20 protein-coding genes and 1 pseudogene are annotated in these 22,376 nt (G+C 65.3%); 12 read left to right on the forward strand and 9 right to left on the reverse strand.

Annotation, left to right across the window (positions count from 1 at the left end; translation table 11 throughout):
• Positions 1-74: 74 nt before the first annotated feature.
• Complete coding sequence (locus ASF90_RS16075) at positions 75-4,883, reverse strand: putative Ig domain-containing protein (protein ID WP_055852451.1); 4,809 nt, start codon at positions 4,881-4,883, stop codon at positions 75-77.
• Positions 4,884-5,144: 261 nt separating this feature from the next.
• Between ASF90_RS16075 and ASF90_RS16080 the strand changes: the two genes are divergently transcribed.
• Genes ASF90_RS16080 through ASF90_RS16095 form a run of 4 tightly spaced genes read left to right on the forward strand, consistent with a single transcriptional unit; the run spans position 5,145 to position 7,432 of the window.
• The gene (locus ASF90_RS16080) at positions 5,145-5,690 is read left to right on the forward strand and encodes a tail fiber protein (protein ID WP_055852455.1); all 546 of its coding nucleotides are present in this window, start codon (positions 5,145-5,147) and stop codon (positions 5,688-5,690) included.
• Between the two features lie 58 nt (positions 5,691-5,748).
• Positions 5,749-6,276, forward strand: a complete 528-nt coding sequence (locus ASF90_RS16085; RefSeq protein ID WP_055852951.1) for a tail fiber protein — start codon at positions 5,749-5,751, stop codon at positions 6,274-6,276.
• 57 nt (positions 6,277-6,333) lie between these two features.
• Positions 6,334-6,870 carry a tail fiber protein gene (locus ASF90_RS16090; RefSeq protein ID WP_055852458.1) on the forward strand — a complete coding sequence of 179 codons (537 nt, stop codon included), beginning with the start codon at positions 6,334-6,336 and terminating at the stop codon, positions 6,868-6,870.
• A 4-nt stretch (positions 6,871-6,874) separates the two neighbouring features.
• The gene (locus ASF90_RS16095) at positions 6,875-7,432 is read left to right on the forward strand and encodes an N-acetyltransferase (protein ID WP_055852461.1); all 558 of its coding nucleotides are present in this window, start codon (positions 6,875-6,877) and stop codon (positions 7,430-7,432) included.
• 6 nt (positions 7,433-7,438) lie between these two features.
• On the opposite strand, the gene ASF90_RS16100 is transcribed toward ASF90_RS16095, so the two are convergent.
• Complete coding sequence (locus ASF90_RS16100; protein WP_055852465.1) at positions 7,439-7,726, reverse strand: hypothetical protein; 288 nt, start codon at positions 7,724-7,726, stop codon at positions 7,439-7,441.
• Positions 7,727-8,121: 395 nt separating this feature from the next.
• Between ASF90_RS16100 and ASF90_RS16105 the strand changes: the two genes are divergently transcribed.
• From ASF90_RS16105 to ASF90_RS16130, 6 genes are read left to right on the forward strand one after another with little or no spacing between them, the layout of a single operon-like run.
• A complete protein-coding gene (locus ASF90_RS16105) occupies positions 8,122-8,916 on the forward strand; it encodes an ATP-binding cassette domain-containing protein (protein ID WP_055852468.1) in 795 nt (264 codons plus the stop codon).
• The gene (locus ASF90_RS16110) at positions 8,916-9,665 is read left to right on the forward strand and encodes an MlaE family lipid ABC transporter permease subunit (protein WP_055852470.1); all 750 of its coding nucleotides are present in this window, start codon (positions 8,916-8,918) and stop codon (positions 9,663-9,665) included. The genes ASF90_RS16105 and ASF90_RS16110 overlap by 1 nt, the downstream gene beginning before the upstream one ends.
• A gap of 8 nt (positions 9,666-9,673) precedes the next feature.
• Positions 9,674-10,225, forward strand: a complete 552-nt coding sequence (gene mlaD, locus ASF90_RS16115) for an outer membrane lipid asymmetry maintenance protein MlaD (RefSeq protein ID WP_055852472.1) — start codon at positions 9,674-9,676, stop codon at positions 10,223-10,225.
• Positions 10,222-10,884: an ABC transporter substrate-binding protein gene (locus tag ASF90_RS16120; protein WP_055852473.1), complete on the forward strand. Its 663-nt coding sequence runs from the start codon at positions 10,222-10,224 to the stop codon at positions 10,882-10,884. The genes mlaD and ASF90_RS16120 overlap by 4 nt, the downstream gene beginning before the upstream one ends.
• The gene (locus ASF90_RS16125; protein ID WP_055852476.1) at positions 10,874-11,167 is read left to right on the forward strand and encodes an STAS domain-containing protein; all 294 of its coding nucleotides are present in this window, start codon (positions 10,874-10,876) and stop codon (positions 11,165-11,167) included. The genes ASF90_RS16120 and ASF90_RS16125 overlap by 11 nt, the downstream gene beginning before the upstream one ends.
• Positions 11,168-11,177: 10 nt before the next feature.
• Entirely contained in the window at positions 11,178-12,236 is a 1,059-nt protein-coding gene (locus ASF90_RS16130) for a VacJ family lipoprotein (RefSeq protein ID WP_055852480.1), read from the forward strand.
• A 316-nt stretch (positions 12,237-12,552) separates the two neighbouring features.
• On the opposite strand, the gene ASF90_RS16135 is transcribed toward ASF90_RS16130, so the two are convergent.
• The 5 genes from ASF90_RS16135 to rmuC form a co-directional block, all read right to left on the reverse strand.
• Positions 12,553-13,122, reverse strand: coding sequence for a hypothetical protein (locus ASF90_RS16135; protein WP_055852484.1), 570 nt, complete (start codon positions 13,120-13,122; stop codon positions 12,553-12,555).
• Between the two features lie 264 nt (positions 13,123-13,386).
• Positions 13,387-13,629, reverse strand: a complete 243-nt coding sequence (locus tag ASF90_RS16140) for a hypothetical protein (protein ID WP_055852488.1) — start codon at positions 13,627-13,629, stop codon at positions 13,387-13,389.
• 55 nt (positions 13,630-13,684) lie between these two features.
• A complete protein-coding gene (locus tag ASF90_RS16145; protein WP_055852492.1) occupies positions 13,685-14,236 on the reverse strand; it encodes a glutathione peroxidase in 552 nt (183 codons plus the stop codon).
• Positions 14,237-14,318: 82 nt separating this feature from the next.
• Positions 14,319-14,699 carry a hypothetical protein gene (locus tag ASF90_RS16150; protein WP_055852496.1) on the reverse strand — a complete coding sequence of 127 codons (381 nt, stop codon included), beginning with the start codon at positions 14,697-14,699 and terminating at the stop codon, positions 14,319-14,321.
• Between the two features lie 554 nt (positions 14,700-15,253).
• Positions 15,254-16,780, reverse strand: coding sequence for a DNA recombination protein RmuC (gene rmuC, locus ASF90_RS16155; RefSeq protein ID WP_193552572.1), 1,527 nt, complete (start codon positions 16,778-16,780; stop codon positions 15,254-15,256).
• Between the two features lie 277 nt (positions 16,781-17,057).
• Here rmuC and ASF90_RS16160 point away from each other — a divergent pair, with 277 nt between their 5' ends.
• Both ASF90_RS16160 and ASF90_RS16165 read left to right on the forward strand, forming a co-directional pair.
• Entirely contained in the window at positions 17,058-17,678 is a 621-nt protein-coding gene (locus tag ASF90_RS16160) for a glutathione S-transferase (protein ID WP_055852952.1), read from the forward strand.
• A gap of 152 nt (positions 17,679-17,830) precedes the next feature.
• The gene (locus ASF90_RS16165; RefSeq protein ID WP_055852503.1) at positions 17,831-19,246 is read left to right on the forward strand and encodes an amino acid permease; all 1,416 of its coding nucleotides are present in this window, start codon (positions 17,831-17,833) and stop codon (positions 19,244-19,246) included.
• 259 nt (positions 19,247-19,505) lie between these two features.
• On the opposite strand, the gene ASF90_RS16170 is transcribed toward ASF90_RS16165, so the two are convergent.
• Both ASF90_RS16170 and ASF90_RS24305 read right to left on the reverse strand, forming a co-directional pair.
• Positions 19,506-21,986, reverse strand: a complete 2,481-nt coding sequence (locus tag ASF90_RS16170; protein WP_055852506.1) for a GH92 family glycosyl hydrolase — start codon at positions 21,984-21,986, stop codon at positions 19,506-19,508.
• A 233-nt stretch (positions 21,987-22,219) separates the two neighbouring features.
• Positions 22,220-22,366: pseudogene (locus ASF90_RS24305) on the reverse strand (TonB-dependent receptor); the annotation flags it as partial.
• Positions 22,367-22,376 lie beyond the last annotated feature (10 nt).

Genomic DNA, 22,376 nt, shown 5'->3' on the forward strand with positions numbered 1-22,376 from the left:
ACGCGCCACAAACGCGATGGGCCGAGCAGTGCCCGGCCCATCGCATTGCCTTTACTGCGGCGCGCGTGGCGCGATCAGTATTTCTTTTCCAGATTGATCATCCAGGTCTGGTCGTTGCCGCTGTCGCCATCGGTGATGCCACGGTATTCCAGCCGCGTGGACAGGCCTTGTTCGGTCAGCAACGCCGCGCCGATGCCCACCATCAAGCGGTTGCGATCGAACGCGCTCTGGCCGGTGCGATAGAACGGCCCGCCAGACAGATCGGCATAGCTCAGGGTGGCATCGCCACGGCCCTGGAAGTCGCGCTGATATTCCACCCGCAGCTGCGGAGTCAGGCGGCCCCAGCTCACTTCGCGGCGCCATTCCAGACGCAGGCCCAGGTTACCGGTGGTGGTGGCCACATCCATGTCGGCATAGCGCAACGCGAACGGTGCCACGCCGTCTTCGCTATAGCCGTCCAGGGTGGCGCGCGAGACATCCAGCCGCGCATACGGGGTGATCTGCAGCCTGTCGCGCTGCAGGTCCGCACCGGTCGACAGCGACGCGATCCACTGCTTGCCGTCGCGGTTGCCTTCGGCCAGCGAGCCATCGTCGGTCACATAGCGGCGCAGGTCGTACGACAACAACTGGTACCCGACCAGAGTGTCGAAGAAGAACGCCTTGCCCGGATGGAAGCTGGCATACACGGCCATGGTGTACGCATTACCCTTGCTATGGCTGCCGTTGTTGCCCACGTCGCTGTCGTCGCGGCCCCAACCCAGGCCCGCACCGATCGCCAGCGACTGCGCCACCCGGTAATCCGCACCCACGCTCAAGCCGTCGGTCTGGAAGTCCACACCGTTGCTGCTGGCCTGCCGGTTCAAGCTGCCCGAGCGGATCGCACCGCCGATCCACAGACCCAGATCGCCCTGCCCCTGCGCCTGCGCGGTGCCGCTGGACGCCACTGCCGGCGCATCGCGGAAGTCGTTATCGGCATCTTGCGTGTCCGGGCTGCACGGCTGCGCACTGACACCGCGCTCGGCCTGGCGGCAATGCGAGGTGGGCTGGAAGCTCACCGCATTGCTGAAGCTACCGCCGCCGCGATGGGTGGCCTCCAGACGGCGCTGGAAGTTGTCGATCTGCGCGCGCGCAAACCGCCGTGTGGACTCGGACTGCGCATCGATCAACCCACGCACTTCCGCATCCTGGCTCGGGTCGCGGCGCGGTGCGATGTTGAACACCACGCTGGCCGGCGCCGAGGTGGCGAACGCGTTGGACAAGGTGAACTGCACCGTCGCCTGGCCGACAAATGCCGGGTTGGGCGTAAAGGTCAGCGTAAAGGTAGGCACTTCGGCCATCGCGGTCGCGGCCGGCGACAGGCCGGAAGCGCGTGCCGCCGATGCGGTGGCAGCACCACCGACACGGGTGATGGTGGCGGTACCGGCCGAGGCCGGCAGCACCGAAACCACCGCGGCGGCCACGAACGGCCCGCCGGTAGCGTTGCGGGTGATATCCACCTGCTGCGCCTCGCCGGGCACCGCCTCCGCGGTCACCGACACCGCAACCGGCCGCGCATTGACCGTGATGGTCAGCGTGGTTGCCGCCGAGGTGCCGCCACTGCCGGTGGCGGTGTAGCTCACCACGTCGGTGCCGATGAAGCCGGCGGTCGGGGTATAGACCAGCTGCAAGCCATCGACCACGGCAGTGCCGTTGGTGGGTGCGGTGGTGATGGCGATCGCGGTGATGGTGCCGGTGTCGTTGCCGGTCACCGCCACCGTCACTGCCGTGCCATCCATGGTCGCGGCGGTGTCTGCAACCGCCACCGGGGCGGCGCTGCCCACGCTGAAGCTATAGGCCTGCGCAGCGCTGGCGGCACTGGTATCGGTCACGGTGATGGTGAAGTTGCTGACGCCTTCACCGCTGGGCGTGCCCGACAGCGTGCCATTGGCGGCCAGGGTCAAACCAGCCGGCAAGGTGCCGCTGGTCACCGCAAAGCTGTAAGGCGCCACGCCACCGGACACGGTCAACGTCTGGCTATACGCGGTGCCGGTAACTGCCGGTGGCAGCGTGTTCTGCCCGATCACCAGCGTGGCTGCGCCGATGGTCAACACATAACTGCGCGAGGCCTGCGCCGCAGGACTGGGCGTGCTGTCGGACGCGGTGAGCGTGAAGTTGAAGTTGCCCGACACCGTCGGCGTGCCGCTCAGCCCGCCGGTTGCGGTGTCCAGCACGATGCCCGCCGGCAACGCGCCGGCGCTCAGCGCATAGCTGTACGGCGCAGTGCCGCCGGTGGCCGGGCTGATCGCTGCCGTGTACGCCTGCCCTGCCGTGCCTGCCGGCAAGGTGGATGCGGGCAGCACCAGGGTCGGGCCGGCCACTGTCAACGCATACGCCCGCGTCCCGGTGAAGCTGTTGGCATCGCTCGCCTCAACCGTGAAGTTGAAGGTGCCTTCCACCGTCGGCGTGCCCGACAGCGTGCCGTTGCCGGCCAGGGTCAGGCCACCCGGCAACACGCCAGCGGCGATCGTGTAGCTGTAAGGCGCAGTGCCGCCGCTGGCGCTCAACGCCTGGCTGTATGCCGTACCGCGGGTTGCAGCGGGCAGCGTGGTGGGCGCCAGCACGATCGTGGGCGCGGCGATGGTCAGCGTGTAGCTCTGAGTGGCAGTGGACGGCGTACCGGTCGTGTTGTCGGTGGCGGTCAGGGAGAAGTTGTAGGTACCAGGTGCCGTGGGCGTGCCGCTGAGCGCAGCGGTCCCGCTATTGAGCGTGATACCCGCCGGTAGCGCACCGGCGCTCAGCGTGTAGGTATACGGCGCGATGCCGCCGCTCGCCGGCGTAATGGCCGCCGTGTAGGCCTGACCGGCGATGCCGGCGGCCAGCGAGGTCGCCGGAAGCGTGACGGTGGCACCGGCAACAACCAGGGTGTAGGCGCGGTTGCCGGTTGTCGGGGCGCCGCTGTCGGTCGCCCTTACCGTGAAGTTGAAGCTGCCGGAGGCGGTGGGAGTGCCGGACAGCACGCCGGCAACGCTCAGGGTCAGCCCTGGTGGCAACGCACCGGCAGTGATCACGAAGGTATAAGGCGCGGTACCGCCGCTGGCCGACACCGTCTGGCTGTATGCGCTGCCTGCCGTCGCTGCCGGCAGCGACGCCGGTGCGACGGTGACCACCGCATCGTCGTTGACGATGGTGCCGGTGCCGGTGGCGCGCGCGATGGACGCGTTGCTGGCGCTGGACAGGCCCACGGTGAAGGTGTCATTGGGTTCGACAGTGTTGTCGCCGCTGACGGTGACGATCAAGCTCTGCGCAGTGACGCCCGGCGCGAAGGTCAGCGTGCCCGAGCGGGAGACATAGTCGTTGCCGGCAATGGCGGTGCCGTCGGCGGTGGAGTAGTTGACCGACACGGTCTGGCCGCTGGCCGCGCTCAGGCTCACGGTAAAGGTGAGCAGGGTGGACCCGCTATTGCCTTCGTTCACGCTGACATCGTTGATCGACAGCGCAGGCAGCGTATCGTCGTTGACGATGCTGCCCTGACCCTGCGCGTCGCTGACGGCGGCGCCAGCGACGTTGCTGACGTTGACGAAGAAGGTTTCGTTGGGCTCGCTGAGCGTGTCGCCGTTGACCAGCACGGTGAAGGTATAGCTGCTGCTGCCGGCGGGAATCGTCTGCCCGGTCAGGCTGGAAGCGGAGTAGTCCACGCCTGCGGTAGCGGTGCCGTCGGCGGTGGCGATGTCGAAGCTGACCCCGCCGGCGCCGGCCGGCTGGCTCAGCGACACGGTGAAGGTGGCATTGGTGGTGCCGGCGTTGCCCTCGTTCACGGAGACGTCGTTGATCGACAGCAACGCCTGGTCGTCATTGAGGATGGTGCCGGTGACGCTGTTGGGCGAGCCCACGCTGTAGCCGCTGCCTGCGCTCAGGCTGATGGCGACGGTCTCGTCGGGTTCGACGGTGCTGTCGGCGGTCGGGTTGATGGTGATGGTGCCCGTGGTCTGGCCGGCAGCGATCACCAGCGGCGAACTCACGGCCGCGTAGTCGGTGCCCGAGGTCGCGCTGCCGCCAACGCTGTAAGCAACTGACACTGCGCTCGCCGGCACCTGGTCGAGCGTGACGGTGTAGACCAGATTGGTGGCACCGTCCTCGGCCACACTGACCGGCGACAAGGTGATCGACGCGGTGGGCAGATCGTCGTTGAGGATGGTTGCGGTGGCGCTGGACGGACTGCCGACGCCATAGCCGGTGCCGCTGGCGACGCTGACCACGACCGTCTCGTCTGCCTCCACCGAGGTATCGGAGACCGGGGTGACGGCGAAGCTGGCCGAGGCGGTGTTGGCGGGCACCACGACGCTGCTCACCGAGCCGGTGTAATCGACGCCGTTGGTGGCGGTGCCGCTACGGTTGAGGTTTACCGTGGTGGCCGTACCGCTGGTCTGGCTCAGCGTCACCGTATAGGTGAACGATGAACCGCTGTCTTCGTTGCGACTGGCCGGGCTCACCGCGATGCTGGCGGTAATCGCCGGGGTGATGGTGATGTTGAACGTGATGGTGTCGCCGTTCTCGTCGAAGAAATAGAAGCTATCAGACGTCGCCGAATCGCTATTATGGGTATAGGTAACGGTCTGCGCCCCAGGAACGCCGCCAACGCCCTGAACGCTAAGCACACTCGTGCCGTGCGCAGGTTGACTACTGTCCGAACCGAGCCCGAAGTCCAGCGGACCGTCGCAGTTGCTCACGTCGATGACGACGGAACCGCCCTGCGCCACGGTCCTGCTGATGGTCGGACAGACCTGCGAGGCCGCCGCAGCGGCCAGGCCGGAATACAGCATTGCGATCAACAGCAGCGCCAGGATCACCGGCCAACGCGTAAAGACACGCGCACTCGCGTACGCCGTGGTGCGATTCGTAGACATTTCCCTTTCCCCCGAAAGATCACGCCACCCCATGGCGTCGGCAACGGTCCTGGTGCCTCAGATCAGTCAACGTGATGCCTGAAAAGGCATATGTTTGGACTGCGGCACTATTTAAACAGGAACTGACTGCCAGTTAAAGAATGAAAAATTAATACTTCATTCCAGTTTCGAACACTGGTGCCTTGTGGTACGCAACCTCGGCAGGTATCTGTACCTCAGCCCCGACATTCGCTCGGCGGCGGACTACGCGGGGAGATCTGCATGAGCGAGTTCTTCATCGGTCAGATCATGCTGACCGGTTTCGTTTTCGCACCCAAATATTTTGCGCAATGCAACGGCCAGCTATTACCGGTCAATCAGAACCAGGCACTGTTCAGCGTGCTCGGCACCCGTTTTGGCGGCAATGGCAGCACCACGTTCGCGTTGCCGGACATGCGCGGACGCACGCCACTGGGCGCTGGGCCATCAGTAGATTCGAGTTGGCAACCGCCAGCGGCACCGGTGGGGCAAGTGAGCGGATCAGAGAACGTCACGCTGGTGCCCGACAATCTGCCTGCGCACAATCATTTATTGCAGTGTTCGAGCGCGGCTGGCAACAACCGTATTCCTGCCGGGCGCTTATTCGGCAACAACGCCAGCACCACCGGACCGGCTTCGCCGCTGTATGCGGCGCCAGGAACGCTGGTGACGATGAATCCGTCGACTGTGGGAGCGGCAGGCGGCAGCCAGCCGCATCCGAACCTGCAGCCGTACACCACGCTCAATTTCTGCATCGCGCTAAACGGCATCTTCCCTTCGCGCGGCTGATCCGCCCTTATTCCGCGCGCCGATGGCGCGCAGCGCACCATTGACCAGGAAGGACACCATGGCCACTCCATTCATCGGCGAGATCCGCATGTTCGGCTTCGGCCGTACCCCGCAGGACTGGCAGGCGTGCGACGGCAGCCTGCTCCCGATCGCCGACTACGAAACCTTGTTCATGCTGATCGGCACGACCTACGGCGGCGACGGACAGAACACGTTCGGGGTACCGGACCTGCGCGGACGGTTGCCTCTGCACCAGGGCCAGGGGCCGGGCCTGAGCAACTATCTGCTCGGCCAGGTCTCCGGAACCGAAACCGTCACCCTCCTCGGCCCGCAGCTTCCTGCGCACACGCACACGCTGGTGGCCACGACGGCGGCCGCGACCGCCACCGCGCCGGCCGGCCTGCTGCCCGGCGCGGTCACCGGCGACGTGTTCTACGCGACCAACATCGCCGGCGCCACGGCGGTGCCGATGGACGCACAGTCGACTACGTTCATTGGTGGTGGCATGCCGCACGACAACCTCATGCCGACACTGACGGTGCAGTACTGCATCTCCACCGCCGGCATCTTCCCGCAACAGAGCTGACCCCCATTCCCCGCGCGCGCCTGCGTCGTCTGTCCGCTCCATCGAAGGACTTTATCCATGACCGAACCCTATCTCGGCGAAATCCAGTTGTTTGGCTTCGACTTCAACCCCGTGGGCTGGGCGCTGTGCAATGGCGCCACTTTGCCGGTGCAGCAGAACAGCGCCTTGTTCTCGTTGCTCGGCGCCGCCTACGGCGGCAATGGAAGCACGACGTTCCAGCTACCGAACTTCTGCGCGCGCGCCAGCTGCGAACAAGGCCAAGGCCCGGGTTTGACCAACCGGCAGCGTGGCGACACGTTCGGCGAGGCAGGGGTTGCACTGCTGACCACGCAGATTCCGCCGCATCAGCACAGTGTCACTGCGTATTCGCAGTCTGATCAAGCCAAGAAGAGCGGCACGCCTGTCTCCGGCGCGGCACTGTCGTCGTTGGGCAGTAGCGCTGCCCGACCCTTCGTCCCCGCGCCACCGACGGGGCAGTTCGCACCGATGGCACTGCAGCCCACCGGCATCGGCGCGGCCCACGAGAACCGGCAGCCCTATCTGGCAGTGAACTTCTGCATCGCACTGCAGGGCGATTACCCGGTATTCGATTGAGGCCATGGCCCAGCGGCTCTCCAGCACGGCGGCGACGGCAACGTTCGGCCACGACCACGCGGTCGGGTCTGGTACGCAGGCCGTCGTCTTGCGTTCGGAACGCGATACCGACCTGCCATGGTTGCAGGAGCTGTACGCCAGCACGCGCAGCGACGAGCTTGCGCGCGTGCCATGGCCGCAAGCGACCAAGCGTGCGTTTCTGGACCAGCAATTCGACCTGCAGCGCGCGCATTACCGGCAGCATTTTGCCGATGCCGATTTTCTGATCGTTGAGGCCAACGACGCGCGTATCGGCAGGCTCTATCTGCATTGCACTGCGCCCCAGCACACCTTGATCGACATCAGCCTGCTGCCGGACTGGCGTGGCCGCGGTATCGGCTCGCACCTGCTAGCGCATGCGCAGGCACGCGCCCGCGAGGCGGGATGCGCGCTGTCATTGCATGTGCTGCACGCCAATCCCGCCGCGCAGCGCCTGTACGTCCGTCATGGATTCGTTGCAGGCAGCAGCAACCAGACACATCTGCAGATGCACTGGCATCCGCACGATCACCTGGTCAGTTGAACGCGCTCAATTAAAGACGGCCTGATACAAAAACCCATCGCGCTCGCGTGCCACCGGCACCAGAAAGATGCCGATCTCGCCCAGCCGCGCATGGCGCATCTGATAGGTCTGCTGCGGAAACAGAAACGCCGAGCCATTGCGGAACAACAGCGAGAACGGCGCACGTTGCGCATTGCGTGCGTCCTGCAGCGGCCGCGCTTCCACCAACACAAACGGCACCTCGCCCTCGTTCAATGACGCAGCGAAGGTTTCATTGACACTCCCGGCGAAGTGTTCAAGCGTCAGCAACTCCATGGATGATTCCTTGGCGACGATAGAGCTGGATCCTCGCGTCTTTTGCGCTGGCACCACAAGACGGCGATGCCAACAACGCGACGCACTCGACAGATCGGAAGGACGGGCAGAAACCCTCAGACGAAACACCTGACCGCGAGAAACGACACGACGGTGCAAGTATCGCCAGGTGTGCCGAGCGATCGCACGCTAATTACCCTACTGCTGCGTACGTTGAACAGCAATGACATGCAGTGCTTCAGTCCCTGCGTTACGGGACACGCTGTTACGCAGATGGCGACATGCTCACCCACATCGCTTGCCGCATGAATGCGACAATACTGCACGCAGCGGTTCGGTTATGTTCAGCCGTGTGACGGCTACTCTATTGCGTTGGAATTCTGTTAAAGGCTTCGATGACGGCGTCCGCCTCTCCTGTCGTGCAGTTGTCCGGTGTCCGCATCGATCGCGGCGGGCGGACGATTTTGCGCGACGTTTCGCTCGATGTGCCGCGCGGCAGCATCACTGCCGTGCTCGGTCCTTCCGGTAGCGGCAAGTCCACGATGCTGGCGGCGTTGACCGGCGAACTGCGCCCGGTTGCCGGTACGGTGACCTTGTTCGGTAGCCCGATCCCGCATGGCAGCCGAGCGTTGCTGGAAATGCGCCGTAATGTCGGCGTATTGCTGCAAGGCAATGGCTTGCTCACCGACCTGAGCGTGGCCGATAACGTCGCGCTGCCGCTACGCACGCATACGCGCCTGCCGGCGCCGGTGCTGCAGCGGCTGGTGCAGATGAAGCTCCACGCCGTGGGCCTGCTTGCCGCCGCCGATGCTTGGCCGCGCGAGTTGTCCGGCGGCATGGCGCGACGTGTGGCGCTGGCGCGCGCGCTGGCGCTGGACCCGCCATTGATGATCTACGACGAGCCGCTGACCGGGCTGGACCCGATCGCCTCGGGCGTGATCATGAGCCTGATCCAGCGCCTCAACGACAGCCTGGGTCTGACCAGCATCATCGTCAGCCACCACGTGCACGAGACGCTGCCGATCTGCGACCAGGCGGTGGTCATCGCCAATGGCGGCATCGTGTTCGCCGGCACGCCGGCGCAATTGCAGGACAGTACCGATCCGTTGGTGCAGCAGTTCCTGCACGGCCAGCCAGATGGTCCGATCGCCTTCGATGCCGCACCGCGTCGCGACCGGAGTGCTGCCTGATGGCCATGGTTGAATCGATCCGCGCCTTCGGCCGCGCCGGCTTGTTTTCGCTGACCGTGCTGCGCGGCTCGCTGCCCACGCGCGATTTCATCGCCGAGCTGGTGCGCGAGATCTACAAGGTCGGCGCGCGCTCATTGCCGATCATCGCCGTGGGCGGCGCCTTCGTCGGCCTGGTGCTGACGCTGCAGGGCTACCGCACGCTGACCACCTACGGTGCGTCGGACGCGCTGTCTACGCTGCTGGGACTGTCGCTTTACCGCGAGCTGGCACCGGTGCTGACTGCGTTGTTGTTCATCGGCCGCGCCGGCAGCTCGATCGCCGCCGAACTCGGCTTGATGCGCGCCACCGACCAGATCAAGGCGCTCGAACTGATGGCCATCGACCCGGTGGCCAAGGCAGTGGCGCCGCGGTTCTGGGCGGCGGTGCTGACGGTGCCGCTGCTGACCGGCGTGTTCTGTTCGCTGGCTATTACCGGCGGCTACTTCGAAGCCGTACACGTGTTGGGCATCGACAACGGCACATTCTGGTCGGGGCTAAGCAACAGCGTCGATTTCTGGGACGACTTCGGCGTGGCGATGCTCAAGTCGGCGATCTTCGGCGGCACGGCTGCGCTGGTGGCTGCCTATGTGGGCTTCCATGCCGAGCCGACCATCGAAGGCACCTCGATCGCCACCACCCGCGCGGTGGTCAACGCCTCGCTGCTGGTGCTGATGTTCAACTTCGTCCTTTCTGCAATGTTGTTTAGGTGAGATAGCCCATGGCCATGCGTGGACCACGACTCGAATTCGCCGTTGGCGCCTTTTTGCTGCTGACCCTGGCCTCGCTGCTGGTGTTGGCGGTGGCCTCGACCAATCAGCGCTGGGGCTTCGGTTCCAGCCAGTACACCTTGATCGCGCGCTTCAGCCAGATCGGCCAGCTGCGCGCGCAGGCGCCGGTGAAGATCGGCGGCGTGACCATCGGCAAGGTGTCCGAGATCAACCTGGATCCGACCAAGTTCGATTCGGTGGTGACGCTGTCGCTGGACACCAAATACAAGGATCTGCCCGCCGACACCTCGGCCGGCATCTTCACCAGCGGCTTGCTGGGCGAGAGCTATATCGGTCTGCAGCCGGGCGGCGACCCGGAAACGCTCAAGCCGGGCGAAGAGATCGGCTTCACCCAGCCGGCAGTGGATCTGCTGCAGCTGGTCGGCAAGTACATGTTCAGTGGTGGCGGTAGTGGTGGCAGCAATGCCCCGGCCGCCACCGATGGTCAGACGCCCGCGCCTGCCCAGCCCGCTTCTCCCTCTACGGAACCTCACCACCAATGAAAACCACCCTGCTCTCCGCCATCCTGGCCTCGACCCTGCTGGTGTGCGCACCGGCCACCGTGCTGGCCCAGCCCGCCGCCGCCAGCGCGCCTGCGCAAGGCGCGGCCACCAAGACCGTCATCGACAGCAGCACCCGCATCCTCACCACGCTGGACCAGCGCCGCGCCGAGTTCCGTAGCAATCCGGCCGCCCTGCGCCAGTACATCAATGGCGAATTGAACAAGGCCTTCGACCGCGACTACTCGGCCCGTCTGGTGCTGGGCGTGCACGGCCGTGGTGCGTCGGACGCGGACATCAAGCTGTTTGCCGATGCGCTGGCCGAGAACCTGATGCAGCGTTACGGCACCGCGCTGCTGAACTTCGAAGGCAAGCCGACCTTCCGCGCCAAGTCCGAGAGCGCGCTGCCGGGCAACCGCGGCGTCAAGGTCTCCACCGACCTGCTGCGCGCCGGCAACGACCCAACCCCGGTCGACTACCTGATGCGCAACAGCGGTGGCCAGTGGAAGATCTTCGACGTGATGATCGAAGGCATTTCCTACGTGCAGACCTTCAAGACCCAGTTCGACGGCCCGTTGCGCGAGAAGGGCATCGCCAAGGTCGCCGCGGAACTGCGCAGCGGCAACCTGCAGGTTGGCGCGGCACCGGCCAATGGCAAGTAACAGCACCGTGCAACGCAACGGCGACACGCTGGCGTTGACCGGCGTGCTCGACCGTGCGGCGGTCACTGCGGCCTGGCCGCAGGCGATCGCCCAGTTGGATGGCGTGCGCACGCTGGACCTGACAGGTGTACAACGCCTGGACAGTGCCGGCGTTGCGATGCTGGCCGAACTGGCCGCGCGGTTGCGCGGTAACGGCACTGCGGCGGTGGTGGGTGAGACGTCCGGTCTGGACGAATTGCGCGCCGCCTATCGCTTGTCCCCCACTCTCGATTTTCAGGCCTGAGCGCCACGCCATGACCCAGTTACGCACCCTCCCCTTGTTGGCCTGCCTGTTGCTGGGCGCCTGCGCCAGCCACGCGCCGAAGTCGGCACCGCCGTCGGCCAATGCCGATACCGCACCCAGCACAGCAACACCGGTGCGTGACGATGCCGGGGTGACCGCGCAACCGGCCGCTGCGGGTTTCGCCGCACCCGATGCACTGCCTGCCGGCATGGCCGCCGCGCCTGCCGAGCAGTCCGCTGCCGGCAGCGATGCCGGTGCTGCAACTGCAGGTGCGCCCACCTCGGCCGAAGACGACTTCGATGCCTTGTACGGTGCGACGACCCCGCAGGCCGGTGCCAATGGCGCGCCTGCGCAGCCAGGCGCCCCCGCCTACGACCCGTGGGAGCGCTACAACCGCGGCATGCATCGCTTCAATCTGGCGGTGGACCGTGGCGTGGCGCGTCCGCTGGCGACGGCATACACCAAGGTGGTGCCGCAACCGGCGCGACTGGGCGTGACCAACTTCTTCGACAACCTCGGCACGCCGTTGACCATGGTCAATCAGTTGCTGCAGGGCCACCCGGTCTTTGCGGTGCAGTCGCTGGGCCGCTTCGTGATGAACTCCACGTTGGGCGTTGCCGGTCTGTTCGACCCGGCCTCCGCCGCCGGCATTCCGCGCCGCAGCGAAGACTTCGGTCAGACCCTGGGTGCCTGGGGCTGGCGTAACTCGCGTTACTTCGAGCTGCCGCTGTTTGGCCCACGCACCGTGCGCGACACCGTTGGCCTGGGTGGCGATATTCCGCTGTCGTGGGTGCGCCAGGTCGACGATGGCGGTGCGCGCTTTGCCCTGCAGGGCTTGCAGCTGGTGGATACGCGTTCGCAGCTGATGTCGCTGGATTCGCTGCGCGACCAGGCTCCCGACGAATACGCGCTGACCCGCGATGCCTGGATGCAGCGCCGCAACTATCAGATCGTGCGCGACCTACGCAGCCGACGCACCGAAGACGGCGAACTGCCGGACTATCTGCGCGAAGACAAGGACAGCACCGTGCCGGTGGACGCGATGCCGATTCCGCAGTGGATTCGTTGATCGGTTGCGCTGTGGTGTGACCTGCATCGAAAGCCCGGGAGCGATCCCGGGCTTTTTGCTTTGTGAAGATCATGCAGATGATGACGTGCGCCAGTGTCCGGCACGTCCGCCTTGATTGCTGCGTGTTTTTAGCGCGGCCAACACCACTCGGCAAGTAGTCGTCAGTCGTGCGCTCGGCACCGGAGCGCACAGGTGGTGTATGCCGGTGCCGGGCAGCGGCTGCGCACCGGCGGTGAGCGCAAAAGATGACTGGCCGCCGTTAGATCTGAAACCCATTGAGATTGCCCGTCCGCAGCAGACCCGGATGACGTTGTACTCAGCCCTCGGCAGTGGCGCCTTCGAAGGTGCGCGGCAGTGCCTGATAACCGGAACCAAGCACTGTTCTAATCTCGCTGGTCTGCGCTTTGCGGATGAACTGGATGAGGCTCGTTCCGGCACAACGGATCGAGAAGCAGGCGCGGTCGATGACATGGAACTTGAAATCGTCCTGGTCGCGGCGCCAGCACAGATACTCACCGTTGATGCTGCTGCCGTAGAAACGAAGCGCGTCGAAGAAGTGGGCGATGTCACGGCTTTCGTCGTCATGGGGTTCAAGGCAATCGAGATCGCCGATCGCGATGCCGTCTTCCAGGTATTGGTCGACCAGCGAATGAACTTGATCGTGGAGTTCGACACCTCGGACGAGCAGACCGTCATTGCCGAACATGCTGAAGGGCATCTCGATGACGAAAAGGCCGTTGGTCGTGCCGTAGCCGAATGTGCGTGCAAACAGCGCGTAGGAAGGCGGCAGCGGGCCGATCTGCGCTTGGAGGTCTGAGATCTCGTCGGCAGATGCCGTGCGCGTGATGGTCGCACGATCAAAAAGCTGAGTGAGGTCGTCGGTCATCCAGAGTTCCTTCGAAAAGACGCCAGGCCAGTCGCTCGTTATCAGCCGGCGCGGCAAGTGCTCGCCCCCAACGCCGCGTCTACTGCTGGTGCGCTGTCGTTGCGAGACGTAGGTGATTCGTTAGCGTCGCGCGGATCTGCATCATTTCGCCTGCCTCGCCGCAGCCGCGCTTGATTCGCGTGCCTGGTTTGGCAGGACATGCTCGATGCAGGCGGTCACTTTCATCTTCGATCGCAAGAAAATCGACGCATCATCTGCGCGTGGTCACATCCGTTTGCGGAGGATTGGGATTTTGAACGATAGCCAGGAAGCCAACAGGCAAAACGCAAAGCCGACCACAAGCACAACCGCAATCATTGGCCACTTTTCCATCCATTCGATACGGTAAAAGCACGTTGCCGGCTCGCCATTGATGAGCGCGCCACCAGGACATGGATTGGCCAGGCGGCTGTGGTACCACAGCGCCAGACCGGTGACGCAGGCAAGCACGCTGATCAAGATCAGCATCAGAACACCGGCTCGAACGCGTGTCTTGCCTGGCATTGAACGACGGCTGCCTGCGTTATGCAGCCTCAGCCAATGCGGCATCCACGGCTGCGCGCAGGCGCGCATCGTCTGCCGGCACATCGGGAGCGAAGCGCTCGATGACGGTGCCGTCGCGGCCGATCAGGAATTTTTCGAAGTTCCACAACACGCCCGGTGCGGGGTTTGCGGCAATGCCATAGCCGGCGAGTTTCTCGCGCATCGGGCCATCGCCGGTGGCGCTCGGGCGCGCGCTGGTCAGGGCCTGGTACAGCGGATGGGTGTCTGCACCGGTGACGGCGATCTTGGAGAACATCGGGAAGGTGACGTCGTAGGTGAGCTGGCAGAACTGGGCGATCTCCGCCTCGCTGCCGGGTTCCTGGCCGTTGAAGTCGTTGGCCGGGAACGCCAGCACTTCCAGGCCCGCCGCATGCTTGTCGCGGTACAGCGCTTCCAGGCCTTCGTATTGCGGGGTGAGTCCGCACTTGGAGGCGACGTTGACCACCAGCAGTACCTTGCCGCGGTAGTCGGCCAGGGTGGCCGGTGCACCATCGATGCGTGTCACCGCAATGGCGTGGATGCTCGAAGTCATGGGTGCGTCCTGATTGGCGGGAAGCGCCAGAGCATAAACCGCCGCGCGCGCGAGCGATGTCGCCCGCGCGCATATCAGCCGGTCAATCGATGCACAGCGCCGCCTGGCCTTTGCCACCCACTACAGCCTGACGGCAGCCGAAGCGATCGCTGTCGCGCTGGCAGGTGCCGGTGGTGGCGGTACCGGCCGGCACAATGCTGGTGGCCAGGCAATCGCCGCTGCAATCGGCCTTGTCGGTGCAGGTCTTGCCGGCATCGGCATACGGCACGATGCAACGCGGAATCTGCATGCGGCCCACCGGGCGCAGCTGCCCGCCTTTTGCGGTGCAGGCGGCTGCGTCGGCGTTTGCGGTTTGCGATGCGGGCGTGCTCGCGGATGCGGCTTCTGCGCGAGACGCAGGTGAGTTGCTGCAGGCAGCCAGCAGCAGCGCGGACAGTGCCGCGTAGATCCAACGGGTCGACATGCCAGTTCTCTTTGAAAGGTCAGGTACGCAGGATCGCGATGCCGATGTCTGCGTGGTGTGCTTGGCATAGGACGCAGAAAGATGACGCCTCGACCCTGCTGCTGTAGGAGCGCACCCGGGCGCGATGAAGCGTTATCGGTAATGCCTTGTCGCGCCCGGGTGCGCTCCTACCTATGGTGTGCTGTCTCTTGGGCGGGGCGCTGCTGCATCGCCGTTTGCGGTCGAATACTTCTGCGCTGCGCAGGCCGCATTTGAGGGTGCGCGGCTGGCGGTGTAGGAGCGGCCCTGGCCGCGATGAGGCGTTACCGGTAATGCCCTGTCGCGCCCGGGTGCGCTCCTACCTATGGTGTGTTGTCTCTTGGGCAGGGGCGCTGCTGCATCGCCGTTTGCGATCGAACTACTTCTGCGCTGCGCGGGCCGCATTCGATCGTGCGCGTCCTGCGGCTGGTGGTGTAGGAGCGGACCTGGCCGCGATGAGGCGTTACCGGTAATGCCTTGTCGCGCCCGGGTGCGCTCCTAAGTTTGCTGTCTGCTGGCTGGCGTCTGCGGGTGGATCACTCTTGCTCGTCGCCGATTTCGTCGTCGTTGCCGTTGCCGTTGTCGGCAGCGTCCAGTAGCGCTTGGGATTGGTCGCCGGACAAGGTTTCCACACCGCGCAGGCGGCGTTCGATGGTGCGGGTCTTGCGGCTGGCTTCGCCGAGGCTCTTGCCGACGGTGCTGATCTGCCGCTCGGCCTTCTCCAGAATGCCGGCGAACTTGCCGAACTCACTCTTCACTGCGCCCAACACCTGCCAGACCTCGCTGGAGCGTTTTTCGATGGCCAGCGTGCGGAAGCCCATTTGCAGGCTATTGAGCAAGGCGGTGAACGTGGTCGGGCCGGCCAGTACCACGCGATGTTCGCGCTGCAGCAGGTCGACCAGGCCGGCGCGGCGGATGACTTCGGCGTACAGGCCCTCGGTGGGCAGAAACATCACCGCAAAATCCGTCGTATGCGGCGGGCTGACGTACTTGTCGCTGATGGATTTGGCCTGCACGCGGATGGCGCGCTCCAGCTGCGCAGTCGACTGCTTGATCGCGTCCAGGTCGCCCTTTTCCTGCGCGTCGATCAGGCGTTCGTAGTCCTCGCGCGGGAACTTGGCGTCGACCGGCAGCCACACCACCGTGTCGTCGCCGCGCCCGGGCAGGCGGATCGCAAAATCCACCGCTTCGGCGCTCTCGGGTTTGACCCGCACGCCGCGCGCGTACTGCTCCATCGTCAGCGTCTGCTCGAGGATGTTCTCCAGCTGCACTTCGCCCCAACCACCACGGTCCTTGACGTTGCTGAGCACGCGCTTGAGATCGCCCACGCCGGTGGCCAGTTGCTGCATTTCGCCCAGGCCGCGCTGCACCTGCTCCAGGCGCTCGGAAACGAGCTTGAAGGATGCATCCAGGCGCGTGTTGAGCGTGGTCTGCAGCTTTTCGTCGACGGTGGCGCGCATCAGTTCCAGCTTGCTGGCGTTGTCGCTTTGCAGGCTGGCCAGTTGCTGTTCCAGCGTGGCGCGCATCTCGCCGATGCGCAGCTCGTTGCGCTGGGTGAGTTCGCTCAGGCGCTGGCTCAGCGCTTCGGTGAAGCGTTGCTGCGACTCGCCGGCTTCGGCGCGGCCCTTGCGCGCATCCTCGGCCAGCGCTTCGCGCAACGCGGCCATGTGCGTGTCGGTGCGTGCGATCAGGTCGGTCAGTTGCTGGCCGAACACGTGGATGCGGGTTTCCTGCTGCTGGCCGAAGCCTTCGAGCTGGGTGCGCAGTTCGGTGAGCCTCAGGGTCAGCAATTCGCCGGTGCGTTGCTGGGCCAGGCCGCTTTCTTCGCGCGCCTTGCGGGCATCTTCGCCAAGGGCATCGCGCAGCAGGTCCAGACGTTGATCGGTGCGGGTGGACAGCTCGGTGAGATTGCGCGCGAAGGTTTCCAGACGCGCATCCTGCTGCCGCGCCAGGCCTTCGAGTTGCTCGCGCAGTTCGCCGCGGCCGTCGCGTTGTTCGGCGCGCAGCGCCAGCTCCAGACCGCTGGTGGAAGGACGCCGCAGCAGGGCGAGCAGCTGCAGCACGAGGACTACGACGAGCAGTCCGAGAAGGATCAGGGATTCGGATGACATGCGCGCAGTGTAACGGGGCCGGTCGCAACAGCTGCGCCAGCGGCTTGGCGACTGGATGCATCGGTGCGGGGGCATGGCGCGGTGCCCGGTGGGTTGGCGCAGGTTCGCACTCGGCGGACGGCGGTAGCTGCGACGCGGGCGTCGAACTCGTGCAGGGGTTTGTCTGGGTCACTGCGCGAAAAAGTGATGACACGCTAAGGTGAGCAGCCTGGCAAATCTGCGACAGACCATGCTCGAACTCTACGGAAAGCCGACCTCCATCAATGTGCGCAAGGTGCTGTGGCTGTGCGAGGAGTTGGCGCTGGACTACACGCTGCATGCGTATGGCAGCGGATTTGCCTCGGTGGACACGTCGGCGTTTCGCGCGCTCAATCCCAATGCGTTGGTGCCGGTGATGCGCGATGGCACGGTGGTGCTGTGGGAATCGAACACCATCTGCCGGTATCTGGCCGCGCGCAGCCACCGCGACGATCTGCTGCCGAGTGCGCCGGCTGCACGTGCACTGGTCGAGCAACGGATGGATTGGCAGGCCACCGAGCTCAACAACGCCTGGCGTTACGCGTTCATGGCGACGGTGCGTGGCAGTGCGGCGCATACCGATGTGCAGGCGATTGCAGCCAGCGTGCGCGAGTGGAATCGGCATATGACCATCCTCGACGCACAGCTGCAGCGCGGTCCGTTCGTACTCGGGGCAAACTTCACCCTGGCCGATATCGTGTTGGGCTTATCGACGCAGCGCTGGTTTGCCAGCCCAATCGATCGGCCGGAGTTGCCTACGGTGGAGGCGTATTACGCGCAGCTCGGACTGCGCGCCGGGTTTCAGCGGCATGGGTGTAATGGGGTGGCTTAGGGGCGCCGTTGTGGCGGCCTATGGGTCATCTGTCTGCGTAGCTTCCGGACACGCAGCCGTATCGCCTCAACCCGAATCGCATCACCACCGATAGCTTTGCTGCAGCGCGTTGGGCGACACTCGCTGATTCTTTTGGTTCCTTCGAGGTCCGCATGTCGTCTTGGCTCAGGCGCAAATCCATCGATCAGGTCACCGTGCACGAGGCCGGCCGGCAACTGGTGCGCAGCCTGAGTTGGCCGCATCTGATCGCGCTGGGGATCGGGGCGATCGTCGGCACCGGCATCTACACGCTGATCGGCGTGGGCGCAGACAAGGCCGGCCCGGCCGTGCTGCTGTCCTTCGTTGCCGCCGGCATCGTGTGCGCCTGCGCGGCGCTGGCGTATGCGGAAATGGCCACGATGATGCCGGCCGCCGGCAGCGCCTACACCTACAGCTACACCGCCTTGGGCGAGAGCATCGCCTGGGTGGTGGGCTGGAGCCTGGTGCTGGAATATTCGCTGGTGGTCAGCACCGTGGCGGTGGGCTGGTCGGGCTATTTCGTCGGGTTCCTGCAGTGGGTGGGCGTCGAGCTGCCGCATGCATTGATTGCCGGGCCACACGCCGGCGGCATCGTGAACCTGCCGGCGGTGGTGATCACCTTTTTGGTGGCCGGCATGTTGATGGCTGGTACCAAGGAGAGCGCTACGCTCAATGCGGTGCTGGTGGTGCTGAAGATCATTGCGCTGGCTGTGTTCGTGGCGATCGCCTTGCCGGCCTTCAACAGCGCCAATCTGCAGCCGTTCATGCCGTATGGCTTCTCCAAGGCGATGGGGCCGGACGGTGTGGAGCGCGGGGTGATGGCGGCAGCGGCGATCATCTTCTTTGCGTTCTATGGGTTCGATGCGATTTCCACCGCCGCCGAAGAGACCAAGAACCCGGGGCGCGATCTGTCGATCGGTATCGTCGGTTCGATGATCGGCTGCACGCTGATCTACGTGCTGGTGGCGCTGTCGGCAGTGGGCGCGTTGAGCTTCACCGTGTTCAGTAAGAGCCCGGAGCCGTTGGCGTTGATCATGCGCGAGCTGGGCCACGGCAAGGCGGCGTTGGTGATCGGTGCGGTGGCGATCATCGCACTGCCGACGGTGCTGCTGGCGTTCCTGTATGGGCAGAGCCGGATCTTCTTTGTGATGTCGCGCGACGGGCTGTTGCCGCGTGGCTTGTCCAAGGTCAACGCCCGCACCGGCACGCCGGTAGCGATCACCTTGTTCACCGCGGTGCTGGTGGCGGCGTTGGCGGGTGTGGCGCGGCTGGACGAAATCGCCGCGTTGGCCAATGCCGGCACGTTGGCCGCGTTTACTGCCGTGGCGGCATGTTTGCTGGTGTTGCGCGTGCGCGAACCCACCCGTGCGCGGGCGTTCCGCACGCCGTTGGCCTGGGTGGTGGGACCGGTAGCAATCCTGGGCTGCCTGTACCTGTTCTGGAGCCTGCCGAGCAAGACGCAGCTGTGGTTCTTGCTGTGGAATGTGTTGGGCGTGGCGGTCTATCTGGCGTATGGGCGGCGGAATAGCCGCTTGGCGAAGGTTGGGTAGTTCCATCTCCCATCGGGAGAAGGTGGCCCGAAGGGCCGGATGAGGGGACGGGCGAAACCTGGTGTTATCCAATTTGATCAGGGGCTTCGCTCCGTACCCGCGCCCCGGCCCGCGCTAACAGCGCGGGCGCTCCCAGGCACGCGCGCCAGTGGCGCGCAAGCTGTGCCTTATCGCCCCGCAGGAGAGGGGCTTTAGCACATGCTCCGACAACGTCAGGGCTTTCCCTCGCACTCCCCGCAACCAGGAGAGAAGCTTTGGCTCAAGGTGCTGCTGCAGGCGTGGCGCAGAACGAGGTTGGGAGTGCATCCGCTTGCGTGCCCCAGCCTTGCGTGGGCGCCTGCTTGGTGAGCGCAAACGACAAGGTGCCGCCTTGCTGCAATTGGGCCCAATCCAGGAAGACCTTGGTCTGCGGCGTGCCGTTCAAGCGCACGCCCTGCACATACTGCAGCGCGCGGCCATCGGCGCCGGGGGCATCGATACGCAGACGTTTGCCGTTACCCAGGTCCAGCGTGGCGTGCTTGAAACGCGGCGTGTGCAACAGGAACTCGCCGCTGCCCGGCACCGCCGGATACAGCCCCAAGGCGCTGAACAAATACCAGGCCGACATCGTGCCGAGGTCGTCGTTGCCGGTGACGCCGTTAGGCGCGTTGGTGAACAACTGCTGCGCGGCGCGCACCACGGTGGCGGTCTTCCACGGCTGGCCGATCAGCGTGTACATCCACGGCGCGTGCAGGTCGGGCTCGTTGTTGGGGTTGTAGCGGTACTGGTTGTAATAGCTGTACGGGCCGACCACCCAATGCGTGCGCGCACCGTTGAGCGGGTCCTTGAGCAGGTCGTCGTAGGCGAAGAAGGTGTCCAGGCGTTTGCCTGCCTGGTCGCTGCCATGCATGGCCTGCAGCATGCCGGGGATGTCCTGCTGCACCAGCCATTGGTATTGCCAGGCAGTGCCTTCGTGGAAGCCATGTTGCGAACGTGGGCTGTACTGGTCGTTGGACGGCGCGTACCAGCTGCCATCCTCCAGGCGTGGACGCGGGAAGCCGGCAAAGCTGGTGTCCGCATCGCGCACCGTGGCGTCCCAGACGTGATGCCAGTTGCCGCCGCGCGCGCGTAGCTGGGTGCTGTCGTCGGCATGGCCCAGGGCTTGGGCCATCTGTGCCAGCGCGCAATCGGCCAGGGCGTATTCCAGCGTGGCCGAGCCACCGTGGTGCGGGTCCACGTCCATGCCCTTGGACGGAAACGCGCGGTCGTATTGCACAAAGCCATTGGCGAGATAACTCGCGTTGCCCGAGCGCCCCGAATGCCGCGAGTTGATCGGCGGTTGGCCGAAGGCGTTCTGCCGTAGCGCGGCGTAGGCCTCGGCCTCGTTGCCCTGCAGCGCGCCGAAGCGCCACAGGTCGACCAGGAACGGCGTCACCGGATCGCCGGTCATGATGTTGGTGTCGTAGTTGGCGTAGCCCCAGCGCGGCAGCCAGCCGCCTTGCTGATGGATCGCCAGCAGCGAGCGGCCGATGTCGCGCGCGCGCTGCGGGCGCAGCAAGGCGAGCAACTGGTTTTGCGAGCGATAGGTGTCCCACAGCGAAAAGTACTCGTAGTAGGTCCAGCCCTCGGCACGATGGATCGCATCATCATAGCCGCGGTAGCGGCCATCGGCATCGCTGCCGGTGAGCGGCTGCAACAAGGCGTGGTAGAGCGCGGTGTAGGCCACGCTGCGGTCGTCCTTGCTGGCCCCGTCCAGCTGCAGGCTGGCCAGTTCGGTGCGCCAGACCTGCTGCGCGCGCTGGCGCATCCGCTCCAGGCTCAGCAACGTGCCGCCCTGCATGCCATCGGCGCGCAGGTTGCTGCGTGCGCCGTCGGCATCCACATGCGAGATGGCGCTGACCACGGTCACCGCGCGCGCGTCCTTGCCCTTGCCCTTGCCCAGCGGGAAGCTGAGCCAGGCGCCATTGGGTTTGAGCTCACCGCCCATGCCGTGACGCGCGCCGGGCACGCCGCCGTCTTCGCCCCACAACCCGTGCGCGGTGAACGGGCGATCGAATTCCAGCCGGAACCAGGTGGTGTATTCGTGGCCACCACAGAAACTCTGCGTGACCAGTTTGCCTTCCACCACACGGTCGCCGACCAGCTGCACCTGGCTGCCGATCACCACGTGGCGGTCGTTGGCCTGGGCCACGTTGATCAGCAGGTGGCCGGTGTCGGCGCCGGGCGCGAAGGTGTAGCGCTCGGCCGCGGCGCGGGTAAGCGCAGTGGCTTCGGCGTCGATGCCGCCGTAATCGGTGAGCCGCACCTTGTAATAACCGGCCTGGCCCACTTCGCCGGCATGCGTGTAGCGCGCCGCATAGCGCTTCTGGTCGAAGGTCTTGGCGTCGGCGGTGTCGAAATCCCCGCCCGGGCCGATGCTGCCGGTCACCGGCAGGATCGATACCTGCCCGCCCTGCTCCCAGCAACCGGCGCCGGACAAAAAGGAATGCCCGAAGCCACGAATAGTGGGGTCGTCGTAGCGCCAGCCGGCGTAGTGCGCGCCGATCGGGCTGACCTGGATCAGGCCGAATGGAGCGGACGCGCCGGGATAGGTATTGCCGTCGTCCTTGCTGCCGATGAAGGTGTTGACCTGCGCCGGGTCCTGCGCGGCCAGCGGCGGCGCAACCGCCATGCCGAGCAGGCAAAGGGCAGCGGCGCGGCGCCACAGCGAGGTTGATGGAAGAGGCAACGAAGAGCGATCGGATGCAACGGCAGAGAGCATGCAAGACACCTCGGGGGAGAGCGGCCAAGGCCGCAGGTGGAATGACGCGCACCGACCGCTGCAAGACGCGGCGATCAGCATGACGACGGTGCTCGAACGACGACTAGGAACAGCCGGTAAAACTAAGGTGAATCCTCGCCAGTTGCGTGCTGACGGCGTACCGGAGTCCGAGTCTACAAGTGGTGCATGCCGATTCCGAACACCGCGATTCCGAAAAGCGGCTGTGTCCGTCTGGCGATGCAACGGGAGTGATCCAGGGTGCGCACCTGCGCCGAGCTGGGTTGGCCGAGCCGGGAATGCATGTCCGGGGCACGGAAACTGATGGCGTAACTGCCGCGCAGCAACAGGTGGTCGACCAGCAGCCATTGCAGGCCGACGCTCGGGCGGCAG

It is taken from the genome of Xanthomonas sp. Leaf148 (assembly GCF_001423585.1).
In the GTDB taxonomy this organism is placed as follows: domain Bacteria; phylum Pseudomonadota; class Gammaproteobacteria; order Xanthomonadales; family Xanthomonadaceae; genus Xanthomonas.